At 35.9% G+C, this 12476-nt stretch carries 8 protein-coding genes; 6 read left to right on the top strand and 2 right to left on the bottom strand.

Annotation, left to right across the window (positions count from 1 at the left end; genetic code table 11):
• Positions 1 to 47: 47 nt before the first annotated feature.
• Positions 48 to 1055 (bottom strand): 3-oxoacyl-ACP synthase III family protein, encoded by a 1008-nt coding sequence (locus tag ACFQ0I_RS14250; RefSeq protein WP_379943379.1) that lies wholly within the window; start codon positions 1053 to 1055, stop codon positions 48 to 50.
• 177 nt (positions 1056 to 1232) lie between these two features.
• Here ACFQ0I_RS14250 and ACFQ0I_RS14245 point away from each other — a divergent pair, with 177 nt between their 5' ends.
• The 6 genes from ACFQ0I_RS14245 to ACFQ0I_RS14220 all read left to right on the top strand — a co-directional run bounded on the left by ACFQ0I_RS14245 (position 1233) and on the right by ACFQ0I_RS14220 (position 10299).
• Positions 1233 to 3641, top strand: a complete 2409-nt coding sequence (locus ACFQ0I_RS14245; RefSeq protein WP_379943377.1) for an alpha/beta hydrolase family protein — start codon at positions 1233 to 1235, stop codon at positions 3639 to 3641.
• Positions 3642 to 3839: 198 nt separating this feature from the next.
• Positions 3840 to 5750 carry a molecular chaperone HtpG gene (gene htpG, locus ACFQ0I_RS14240; RefSeq protein ID WP_379943375.1) on the top strand — a complete coding sequence of 637 codons (1911 nt, stop codon included), beginning with the start codon at positions 3840 to 3842 and terminating at the stop codon, positions 5748 to 5750.
• Between the two features lie 100 nt (positions 5751 to 5850).
• On the top strand, positions 5851 to 6489 hold the full coding sequence (locus ACFQ0I_RS14235) for an MOSC domain-containing protein (protein WP_379943373.1): 639 nt from the start codon (positions 5851 to 5853) through the stop codon (positions 6487 to 6489).
• A gap of 64 nt (positions 6490 to 6553) precedes the next feature.
• The gene (locus ACFQ0I_RS14230; RefSeq protein ID WP_379943371.1) at positions 6554 to 7513 is read left to right on the top strand and encodes a tRNA dihydrouridine synthase; all 960 of its coding nucleotides are present in this window, start codon (positions 6554 to 6556) and stop codon (positions 7511 to 7513) included.
• 200 nt (positions 7514 to 7713) lie between these two features.
• A complete protein-coding gene (locus ACFQ0I_RS14225) occupies positions 7714 to 9912 on the top strand; it encodes a B12-binding domain-containing radical SAM protein (protein ID WP_379943369.1) in 2199 nt (732 codons plus the stop codon).
• Positions 9913 to 9942: 30 nt separating this feature from the next.
• Positions 9943 to 10299, top strand: coding sequence for a bleomycin resistance protein (locus ACFQ0I_RS14220; protein WP_379943367.1), 357 nt, complete (start codon positions 9943 to 9945; stop codon positions 10297 to 10299).
• 9 nt (positions 10300 to 10308) lie between these two features.
• On the opposite strand, the gene ACFQ0I_RS14215 is transcribed toward ACFQ0I_RS14220, so the two are convergent.
• A complete protein-coding gene (locus ACFQ0I_RS14215) occupies positions 10309 to 12462 on the bottom strand; it encodes a TonB-dependent receptor (RefSeq protein WP_379943365.1) in 2154 nt (717 codons plus the stop codon).
• Positions 12463 to 12476: the final 14 nt, after the last annotated feature.

The raw sequence follows: 12476 nt of genomic DNA, 5'->3' as shown, positions 1-12476 counted from the left end.
AAACTTAAAGTTACGGGTTTTTCGTTTTATTACATTTCAACAAAAATTTATGCCCATTTAATTATAGCACTTGCCCAAGTAAATCCGCTACCAAATGCTGCAAGTACCACGGTATCGCCTTCTTTAATTTTACCTTCTTCCCAAGCTTCGGTTAAAGCAATAATTACAGAAGCCGCAGTCGTATTACCGTACTTAGTAATGTTATTTAAAACTTTATCATCCGCTAAACCAAATTTCTTTTGAATAAATTGTGCAATACGCAAGTTAGCTTGGTGCGGAATTAACATATCAATAGCTTCCTTTTGCAATCCATTTTTCTGTAAACCTTCAACAATAACTTCACTAAATCTTACAACGGCATGTTTAAACACAAACGTTCCATCCATATACGGGTAATACGATATATCTTCTTCGCCGGCTTCAATTATTTCTGGCACCCAATGTTTAATACTTGGTGAGGCAACAATTAATTTATCGGCATATTTACCTTCACTATGCAAATGGGTTGATAAAATTCCTTTGGTATTATCTTCTTCTCTTGAAAGTACACAAGCTCCTGCCCCATCTCCAAAAATAACAGTGACGCCCCTACCTCGGGTTGATTTATCTAGTCCGTTGCTATGAAACTCAGACCCAATAACTAAAATGTTTTTATACATACCCGTTTTTATAAACTGGTCGGCTACAGAAATGGCATAAACAAAACCCGAACATTGGTTTCTAACATCTAAGGCACCAACAGTTCTCATGTCTAATAAATCTTGAATTTGAACACCACAACCAGGAAAATAATAATCTGGACTTAAGGTAGCGAACACAATAAAATCGATATCGTCTTTTGTTAATCCCGCACGTTCAATCGCAATTTTAGCCGCTTTTGCCCCCATGGTTGCAGAAGTTTCATCTGATCCTTCTTTTATCCAACGGCGTTCTTGAATTCCTGTGCGTTCTTGAATCCATTCATCACTTGTATCCATCATTTTAGATAAATCATCATTAGTTACCACATTTTCTGGCAGATACTTTCCTAATCCTATAATTTTTGAGTTGTACATATAAATGTTTTAAAGAGTATCACAAAGTACAAAATTTAAAAGAGAATATCCAATTATAAAAACATGCAATTATTAGACTTTTCAGTATTTATAAAACCCTTCACTTTTAACGTTCCTTTCACAAAACTTTCAAACGATTTAATTATTTTCACAAAAAACTTAAAATACCTAACAATAATGAAAAAACTCCTGCTTTATTGCTTCTTAATTCTTGGAATGTCTTTAACGGCTCAAGAAAACTTAACCTATCAAAAACCATCAAAAGAAATTTTAGAATTGGCTGAAGCACCATTAGCGCCTTCCATTAGAATGGATACTAAGGGCGAAAATATTGTGTTTTTAAACCGAAGCAATTATAAATCCATTGAAGAACTTTCTGAAGAAGAATTGCGTTTAGGTGGTTTAAGAATAAATCCGGTAACTAATATTGGTAGCCGCACAAGATATTATACGGGCATTGCTATTAAGAATGGGAAAAAAGGCAGTATTAAAAATGTAACTGGTTTGCCTGCTGTGGTGCGTTTAGCAAATTTTACTTGGTCTCCCGATGAAAAACTCATGGCTTTTACAAACACAGTAAGCAAGGGTGTTGAATTATGGATACTGGATATTGCAACAGGTAAAGCTTCAAAAATAAGTGCAGCAAATTTAAACGCGAATGCCGATGACGCATTTACATGGTTTAAAGACAGCAAAGCACTGTTGGTAAAAACAATACCAAGCACAAGGCAAACACTTATTAATACAAAAGAAGCGGTACCAACTGGCCCTACCATATCTACAAGTGAATCAGGTGTTGAAGCTCAAAACAGAACCTATCAAGATTTACTAAAGAACAAAAACGACGAGTTTAATTTTGAGCAATTAGTCTTAGCAGATTTATATAAAATAGACCTTAACGGTACATCTGTGCTCTGGAAAAGTAGCGACATGTATTTAAACACGAGCTTTTCGCCAGACGGCAACTATGTCATGGTTACTACCATAAACAAACCGTTTTCGTATTTAGTGCCATATTCAAGGTTTCCTTCAACCACAACCATTTACAAATCTAATGGTGATTTTGTAAAAACTGTTTTAGAAGTTCCGCTAATAGAAGATTTGCCTAAAGGATTTATGGCCGAACGTAAAGGAAAAAGAGATTTAAACTGGCGAAACGACAAACCTGCAACGCTTTTTTGGGCAGAAGCATTAGATGAAGGCAACCCAGAAAACAATGTGCCATTTAGAGATGAAGTATTTCAACAAGAAGCACCTTTTAACGGTCCGGTTACGTCCCTTATAAAAACAAAAGACCGATTTAGAAGAATCATCTGGGGCAATGATGCCACCGCTATTGCAACCGATTATTGGTGGAATACACGTAACACGAGAACCTATGTTTTTAATCCGTCGGATGCTTCACAAACACCTAGCATTCTTTTCGATAGAAATTATCAAGATGTGTACAGCGACCCAGGAAATTTTGTAACCACTAAAAACAATTTTAACGAATCGGTATTAGATTTAAATAACAAAAAGGCATTTTTACTTGGTGATGGATTTAGTGCCAATGGAAAATTCCCGTTTGTTGATGAAATAAACTTAGAAACAAAAGAGACCAAGCGCTTGTATCATTCTAAATTAACAGACAAACTAGAAAACATTGTTTTTGCCTTAAACATAAAAGCTGGTGAAATTATAGTTCAAATAGAATCTAAAAGCGAATATCCTAATTACTATTTGCGAAACATCAAAAAACGTATCGCTCCAATTCCCCTTACACAATTCGAAAATCCGTTTAAAAGCATTCAAAATGTTAGTAAACAAGTTATCAAATACAATCGTGAAGACGGTCTAGAATTAACAGGCACTTTATACCTCCCAACTAATTTTGAAAAAGGAAAAAAGTACCCAATGATTATGTGGGCATATCCAAGAGAATACAAAGACAAAAGTAGCGCCGGACAAAACACGTCTAGCCCTAACGAGTTTACATTTCCTAGCTACGGCTCGCCAATTTTTTGGGTTACCAAAGGATATGTGGTTTTAGACGATGCATCGTTCCCGATAGTTGGAGAAGGCAATGAAGAACCTAACGATACCTTTATTAAACAATTAGTGGCGAACGCCAAAGCAGCTATTGATGCCGTTGATAAAATGGGCGTTATAGATAGAAATAAAGTAGCTGTTGGCGGACATTCTTATGGGGCGTTTATGACAGCCAATTTACTGTCGCATTCCAACTTATTTGCTGCAGGTATTGCTCGTAGCGGTGCTTATAATAGAACGCTTACCCCTTTTGGATTTCAAAGTGAGGAACGAAATTACTGGGAAGCGCCAGAAATTTATAATACCATGTCGCCATTTATGCACGCCAACACCATGAAAACGCCATTACTTTTAATACATGGTGAGGCGGACAACAACTCAGGCACTTACCCACTGCAAAGCGAGCGTTATTTTAATGCTTTAAAAGGACTTGGCGCGCCTGTTCGCTTAGTAATGCTACCTAAAGAAAGCCATGGTTATGCTGCTAAAGAATCTATTTTACACATGCTTTGGGAACAAGACCAATGGCTCGAAAAACATTTAAAAAATAAATAATTAGACATATTCAACTAAAAATTAAAAACCCATCACTTCTGATGGGTTTTTAATTTTTAAATGTCAGTTTGTCACCTTTTCACTCTTGGTATTTTTTTTGACTATATGCAATCATATCATTTAAAATTAAAAATTAATCAGATTCCACCCGTCCCGATAGGTATCAGGATCAGGAATGACAATTAAAACTATTATATTATGACAAAAGGAAATATTAATGTATCAGTAGAAAACATTTTCCCACTCATTAAAAAATTCTTGTATAGCGACCACGAAATATTTTTACGTGAGCTAATTAGTAATGGTACCGATGCCACGCTAAAACTAAAACATCTTACAAGTATTGGCGAATCGAAATCAGAATACGGCAATCCGCAGATTGAAGTTAAAATAGATAAAGAAGGCAAAAAACTTCATGTGATTGACCAAGGATTAGGTATGACTGCCGAAGAAGTAGAAAAATACATTAACCAAGTAGCATTTTCTGGTGCCGAAGAGTTTTTAGATAAATACAAAGACTCTGCGAAAGATTCTGGTATTATTGGTCATTTTGGGCTAGGTTTTTATTCAGCATTCATGGTTGCTGAAAAAGTGGAAATTATTACCAAATCGCACACCGATGCACCTGCTGCACACTGGACTTGCGATGGCTCTCCAGAATTTACTTTAGAACCTTCAGACAGAACAGAAAGAGGTACTGAAATTATTCTTCATATTGCTGAAGATTCTACCGAATTTCTTGATGAAGGTAGAATTCGCGGGTTACTTTTAAAGTACAACAAGTTTATGCCGGTGCCAATTAAATTTGGAACTAAAGAAATTAACGATCCAGAGCACGAACCTGCAACCATTAAAGATAAAGACGGTAAAGAAACTAAAGAACCGCATCGTAAAATTACCGTTGATAATATCGTTAACAATCCAAATCCTGCATGGACAAAACAGCCAACAGAGTTAGAAGATAAAGACTATAAAGATTTTTATCATGAATTGTACCCAATGCAATTTGAAGAACCATTATTCAACATTCATTTAAATGTAGATTATCCGTTCAACTTAACTGGTATTTTGTATTTCCCAAAACTGTCTAACGACATGCAAATACAAAAAGATAAAATTCAGTTATACCAAAATCAAGTATTTGTAACCGATAATGTTGAAGGTATTGTTCCTGAATTCTTAACCATGCTACGTGGTGTTATCGATTCTCCAGACATTCCACTTAACGTATCGCGTAGTTATTTACAAGCTGATGGTGCCGTTAAAAAGATTTCATCTTATATAACGCGTAAAGTTGCCGATAAATTAAAATCGCTATTCAACAATAACCGTGAAGATTTTGAATCTAAATGGAATGATATTAAAATTGTGATTGAATACGGTATGCTTTCTGAAGAAAAATTCTTTGAAAAAGCTGATGATTTTGCTTTATACCCAACGGTAGACGGTAAATACTATACCTATGAAGAATTATTCAACAAAATAAAAGCGAATCAAACCGATAAAGATAACAAACTAGTTATTTTATATGCTTCAGACACCGATGCACAACATGCCTATATTGAAACTGCCAAAGCAAAAGGTTATGAAGTATTGTTGTTAGATTCTCCTATTGTATCGCATTTAATTCAGAAATTAGAAAGCTCGAAAGAGAACATCACTTTTGCACGTGTAGATGGCGACCATATTGATAATTTAATTAAGAAAGAAGACACCAAAATCTCTAAGCTTACAGACGAGCAAAAAACATCGTTAGAAACACTTTTAAAAGAAGTGATTCCTTCAGAAAAATTCATGGTTCAATTAGAAGCCATGGATAGTGATGCTTCTCCATTTATTATTACGCAACCAGAATTTATGCGCCGTATGAAAGAAATGCAACGCACTGGCGGTGGCGGTATGTTTGGCATGGGTAATATGCCAGAAATGTACAACTTAGTGGTAAATACAAACTCTAATTTAGTTGGTGAGATTTTAGAAACCAAAACGAAAGCTAAACAAGAACGCTTAATTAATCAGAGTTTAGATTTAGCACGTTTATCGCAAGGTTTATTAAAAGGCGAAGAACTTACCAAGTTTATTAAACGCAGTTATGAGATGATTAAGTAACCTTGTCATTCCTGCAAAAGCAGGAATCTCATGTTATTATTTCAAAATAAACCATAAAACCACTTCAAAAACGAAGTGGTTTTTTTATTACTTTTAATCCATGCAAATCGTATCCACAAACATAGCAAAACCAACCGCCATTAATTTTAATGGTCAAGAAGTCATTACAGGCATTTACAAAACTCCAACTAAGCAACCCATTTATTTAGGAAAAGAAAACGTAAAAGACGACGAAGTCACCGACCGAAAACACCATGGTGGCGAATTTAAAGCTTGTTATTTATTTTCAGAAAACCATTACCCATACTGGAAAAACCTATACCCGAATTTAGATTGGAATTATGGCATGTTTGGAGAAAACCTAACCGTAAAAGATTTAGACGAAACCAAAATTCACATTGGTGATCTTTATAAAATAGGCACTTCAATGGTACAAATTACACAACCCAGAGAACCTTGCTTTAAATTCGGAGTGAAATTTGGTACACAGGAGGTTTTAAAACAATTTATTGACCATGGATTCCCAGGAACTTATGTGCGTATTTTAGAAGAAGGATTGGTTAAAACTGGCGACCGTCTAGAACTTGTAGAGCCATCGAAAAGCAGTTTAACTACCTCACAATTTTATAAGCTACTCTTTTCAAAAGATAAAAACCAAGAGCACTTACAATTGGCCATAAAAAATGAGGCACTACCGCAATCAAAAAGAGACAAATTAAGCGCATTTATCAAATATTGATTAAAACCGCATTCGTAATCCATAATTCTCAATTCTACCTATATTTGCACAACTTAATTTTTAAATGGCAGTAACTTTACTTTCTTCCCCGTTGCAGGGTTTCACCGACTTTAGATTTCGCAACGCCTTCCATCATTTTTTTGGTGGCATCGACACGTTTTATGCGCCATACATTCGGTTAGATGGTAAAATGATTATAAAGTCGTCGTACCAACGCGATTTAAACCCCGAAAACAATACCACATTAGAAGTTATTCCGCAAGTCATGACCAACGATGCTGACGAATTCTTGTTCGTGGTTAAATATATTCAGGCATTAGGATATAAAGAACTTAACTGGAATTTGGGCTGTCCCTACCCCATGGTTACCAAACAAGGCATGGGTTCCGGACTTATATGCAACCCCGAAAAAATAAACCACATCTTGGAGCGCGTTCATAATGAAACCGATGTGATTGTGTCCATGAAAATGCGCATGGGTTACGAAACTCCCAAAGAAATTTTAGATGTATTTCCTATTTTAGACAACTATCCGCTTAAAAACATCGCCATACATGCACGCATTGGCAAGCAACTGTACAAAGGCGGTGTAAATTTAGAAGCCTTTCAAAAATGTGTAGACAGCACCAAACACAAACTATATTATAATGGCGACATCACCTCGGTTGCCAAGTTTCAGGAGATGCAAAACCGTTTCCCAAGCATCGACCATTTCATGATTGGTCGCGGACTCATAGCAGACCCGTTTTTACCCAGCATGATTAAAAATAATACTACCGAATATCCTTCAAACAGATGGGACACTTTTAGAGAGTTTCACGATACCATTTACCAACAATATGATGCTGCACTTTCCGGTCCAACGCCCATTAAAATGAAAATGTTGGGCTTCTGGGAATATTTTTCGCAGTCCTTTTCCAATCCTCAAAAAACCTATAAAAAAATCAAAAAAGCAGGCAATCAAAAAGCATACTTGCAAGCAGTTGCTGAGATTTTAAACAACGAGAGAACAATTAACAATTAACAATTAACAATTAACAATTAACAATTAACAATTAACAATTAACAATTAACAATTAACAAAACTAAAAAACCAATCTCAACCTAAACTGTAACTCCAAGAGTATTTACTATAACTTTTCAACTTTGAAACTTTGCACCTTTGCAACTTTGTAACAAGTACAAGTTTTCAATTATATTTGCTATATATTTTAATTGAACATTTTGAAAGACCTTTTACTCATCACGCCACCGTTTACGCAATTAAACACACCGTATCCTGCAACGGCATACCTAAAAGGTTTTTTAAATACCAAAAACATCGGCGCATTTCAATCCGATTTGGGTATTGAAGTCATTTTAGAACTTTTTAAAAAGGACACTTTTCAAGACCTATTTGACATTGCTTTGGAACACCACAGCATCCAATCGGAAAATTGTCAACGCATTTATGCTTTAAAACATGCCTATTTACAACCTTTAGAAGATATTATTACTTTCCTACAAGGCAAAAAACCAACCTTTGCCAGACAAATTTGCACCGATAATTTTTTGCCCCGAGCCTCCCGTTTTAATCAGTTAGACGATTTAGACTGGGCTTTCGGTTCGATGGGAATGCAAGATAAAGCAAAGCATTTGGCAACTTTATATCTTGAAGATTTATCCGATTTCATCATTGAATGCATCGACCCCAATTTTGGCTTCAGTCGCTATGCCGAACGTTTGGGGCAAAGTGCTAATACGTTTGATGAACTCTATACACATTTACAAGACGAGCCCACTTTTATAGATGATATCACCTTAAAAATCCTAGACGAAAAACTAAAAAACATTCAACCCAAACTGGTATGTTTTTCAGTACCATTTCCCGGGAATTTATATAGTGCCTTTCGTTGTGCGCAATACATAAAAACCAACTACCCCAACATAAAAGTGGCCATGGGTGGCGGTTTCCCAAACACCGAATTACGCTCGGTAACCGACGTTCGAGTATTCGAATTTTTCGATTTCATCACGTTGGATGATGGCGAACTACCTATCGAGCTTTTAATATCACACGTTTTTAACTCCCCTCCTTCGGAGGGGTTGGGGGAGGCTAAACGTACTTTTATTTTAGAAAATGGTGCAGTCGTTTACAAAAACAACAGCACCAAAGCAGACTACAAACAAGCAGACATTGGCACACCCGATTATTCAGATTTACTTTTATCTGAGTATATTTCCGTAATTGAAATCGCCAACCCTATGCACAGCCTTTGGAGCGATGGCCGCTGGAATAAACTTACTATGGCACATGGTTGCTACTGGGGAAAATGCACCTTTTGCGATATTTCTTTAGATTACATTAAACTTTACGAACCCATTGCTGCCAAACTTTTGGTAGACAGGATGGAACAAATTATTGAGCAAACGGGCGAAACTGGTTTTCATTTTGTGGACGAAGCGGCGCCTCCTGCCCTAATGAAAGCCCTTGCTTTAGAAATATTAAAACGCCAACTGACTGTAACGTGGTGGACAAACATCCGGTTTGAAAAAAACTTTACCAAAGATTTGTGTTTATTACTAAAAGCATCAGGTTGTATTGCGGTTTCTGGTGGCTTGGAAGTGGCTTCAGATAGGCTATTAGCACTGATCGATAAAGGTGTTACAGTGCAACAAGTAGCCCAAGTTACCCGCAATTTTACCGAAGCCAACATTATGGTGCATTCCTATTTAATGTATGGTTACCCTACGCAAACCGTTCAAGAAACCATCGATAGTTTAGAAATGGTGCGTCAATTATTCGAAATCGGCGTGTTACAATCAGGGTTCTGGCATCAGTTCGCTTTAACGACGCATAGCCCGATTGGATTAAATCCGTCTGAATATCACATTATTCCGAACAAAAAAACAATCACATTTGCGAATAACGATATCGAATTTACCGACTCTACGGGTATTGATCATAATCAATTTAGCTTCGGACTTAAAAAATCGCTTTTTAACTTTATGCACGGCATTGGGTTCGAACTTCCATTACAAGAATGGTTCGATTTTAAAATCCCAAAAACGAGTATAAAACCTAACTTTATATATAATTGCTTAGAAACGGAAACACATTTTAATATAAAAGCAACAGCGAAAATAGTTTGGTTAGGAACAAAACCTTTTATTCAAGAACTTTCTAAAACTAAAAAAGGCGAAACTTACCATTCCTTAAAGCTAACATTTCATAATACCACAGATTCGTTTTCGATTACTTTAGATAAGGATAAAGGCTCCTGGTTTTTAGGCAAATTAGTTGATTTACAGCCAACAAACAACCGCTTACTGTCCTTTTTAGAATTAAAAACCGACTTTGAAACTCATTTTGAAGACTTTGAATTGTTTTGGTATTCAAAACCTATCTCCGTTCTTAGAGATAATGGCCTGTTGGTTTTATAACACATGGAAATAAACTAAAATAAGAGAACGATGCTTACAGCTATTAATCCGAAACTTCCCATGCGGAATAAGGCTATCACAAAAAACTTTTATATAAACCAATTAGGGTTTCAGGAGTTTGGTAGTGCCGACTTCGACGCGTACTTAATGATTGAAAAAGACGCCATTCAAATTCACTTTTTTCAATTTACAGACCTCAACCCTCAGGAAAATTACGGTCAGGTTTATATTAGAACCAATGACATTGATGGTCTTTATAAATCATTTTTAGATAGAAATTTGCCCATTCACCCAAACGGAAGCTTGCAGATAAAACCATGGGGACAAAAAGAATTTTCGATGCTCGATCCCGATAACAATTTGCTGACATTCGGACAAAGTGTTTAGCCAAATCTACTACAACTTATCCAATTGATTACTCTTTTTATCTTCACTAATCGTCCAGAAGAAACCCACGAAAAAGAATTGATCTGCCGCTGGTAGTAATGCTCTACGATTAAAATTACCATTCACATCGGGCGTATTCGCATATTGGTAGCCGTTAATGTTTTTAAAACCTAACACATTATTTACAGAAGCATACAGTATTTTTTGCGGACTGATCAAATAGGCCCAATTTACACTTAAACTGTTATACGCCTTTGTTTTATTGTTTAAAAAACCAGCTTCATTTGGGTTTGTAAACGTTCTTCCTGAGGCTAAGGCGTAACTAAAACCTACCTGACTGCGCCAATCGTTAATCCAGTATTTTCCAACTACCGATACATTATGGGTGTTCGCAAAATTAGGTTGTGCTTCCATGGTGTAATTTTTATAATCGCGTTTGGTATCCAACAACGAATAACTCACCCAATAATCGACATTTTTAATGGTTTTGCTATCGCGGTAAAAGAAGTCAATTCCTTTAGCAAAACCATAACCGTTGTTATTGTAGTTACTATTAAAATCGGCAAACTCTGTATCATATTTCACCAAGTTATTGTACTTTTTATAATAGCCTTCGGCTCTAAAAAGTTTCCGGTCACCATTGTATTGGTAATTCACTATATAATGCGAGGTGTTTTGCGCTTTTAAATCCTGATTGAACTTCAAAATAGCACTCGATGGATTCTGATAAAAGTTTCCATAGGCTAATGACAACTGACTTTTACCAGACACTTTATAAGCCAGCGACATACGAGGCGCCATCGAAAAATCATTAAACAAGCTGCTATATTCGCCACGTAAACCGGTTTTAAATGCTAGGTTTTTCGAAATAAATATGTCGGCTTCACTGAATACTGCAACAATATTATCATCATAACCATATTTGGCATCAATTAACGCATCATCGCTATAGTTTTCCTTAAAATTAGTAGTGAAATATTCAGCACCAAAATAAAGTTTAAAGCGATTGCTTATCCTATTTCTAAATTTAAGCTTCGCATGCATTGAGTTTTCGACATTTTCAATAGCACTATCAATAATATTTAAATCGTTATTGCCGTTAGTAAAACTTAAACCACCAAAAATTGTCCAGGTATCATTTAATTCACCTTCATAAGAACTATTCAAATAAAGATTTTTATTGTTCAATTTAAAATGTACCCCGTTTTCATAATTAATATCTTCTTGCGTTAATTCAAAATTAGTGGCATCAAAAGCACCATACAATTTAAACAAGCCTTTACTCGTTTTTTTACGAAAAACGGTTTCACCCGAAACAGTTTCAAAAGGTTTTATCCAGTTATTCCTATTTGGAAAAACCGCATTATAAGGTGCCAAATTAATATACGACACGTTAAAACTCAACGAACTTTTATCCCATTTTTGGGTATTTCCAATGCCCCCACCAAGACTCATAATAGCAATATCTATTTTTTCCTGATCGGGTTCGTCGATTGTGTTTAATAATAAAACACTGGATAAAGCTTGACCATATTCGGCAGAATATCCACCTGTTGAAAAGGTTATACCATCGAACAAAAATGGCGAATAGCGCCCACGTGTTGGCGTGTTATTGGTGGTAGGTGAATAAGGCGTAAAAACCCGAATGCCATCAATAAAAATCTGAGTTTCTTCGGCATCACCACCACGTACAAACAATCGGCCATCTTCGGCAACTGTTGTAGTTCCGGGCAATGTTTGTAGCGCGCCAACAAAATCGCCCAAGGCACTTGCGGTAGTTACCACATCTAATGGTTTTAATACATTTACCTTAGAATTATCGCCAGCTGAAAAGGTGCCGGCAGATAACACCACGGCGTCTAGAGTGTTTACGTCTTCTCGAAGTTTTACCTTCAAATTTTTCATAAAAGACACATCGCCCAACATGGTAAAAGTTTCAAAAGACATGTAAGATACGATCAGGTTTTGTGATCCAGATTTATTTGTTTTAAAAGAAAATGTACCCATCTCATCGGTAGTACTTCCATCATAAGTACCGGCTAAATACACGTTAGCTCCAGCAATAGGCATTCCTTTTTCGTCGGTAACTTTACCGTTAATGATTGATTGTGCAAGCAATTGGTTTGAAAATATAAAGCTAAAAATTAAGATTAATAATTTCATTGTATGTTGATTAG

It is taken from the genome of Mariniflexile aquimaris, from assembly GCF_042676825.1.
Classification (GTDB): Bacteria; Bacteroidota; Bacteroidia; order Flavobacteriales; family Flavobacteriaceae; genus Mariniflexile; species Mariniflexile aquimaris.
This window is presented reverse-complemented; position numbering and strand designations above follow the sequence as displayed.

Coding starts and splice junctions, on each gene's coding strand:
- ACFQ0I_RS14250 (WP_379943379.1), bottom strand. CDS start 1,055: ATGTACAACTCAAAAATTATAGGATTAGGAAAGTATCTGCCAGAAAAT.
- ACFQ0I_RS14245 (WP_379943377.1), top strand. CDS start 1,233: ATGAAAAAACTCCTGCTTTATTGCTTCTTAATTCTTGGAATGTCTTTA.
- htpG (WP_379943375.1), top strand. CDS start 3,840: ATGACAAAAGGAAATATTAATGTATCAGTAGAAAACATTTTCCCACTC.
- ACFQ0I_RS14235 (WP_379943373.1), top strand. CDS start 5,851: ATGCAAATCGTATCCACAAACATAGCAAAACCAACCGCCATTAATTTT.
- ACFQ0I_RS14230 (WP_379943371.1), top strand. CDS start 6,554: ATGGCAGTAACTTTACTTTCTTCCCCGTTGCAGGGTTTCACCGACTTT.
- ACFQ0I_RS14220 (WP_379943367.1), top strand. CDS start 9,943: ATGCTTACAGCTATTAATCCGAAACTTCCCATGCGGAATAAGGCTATC.
- ACFQ0I_RS14215 (WP_379943365.1), bottom strand. CDS start 12,462: ATGAAATTATTAATCTTAATTTTTAGCTTTATATTTTCAAACCAATTG.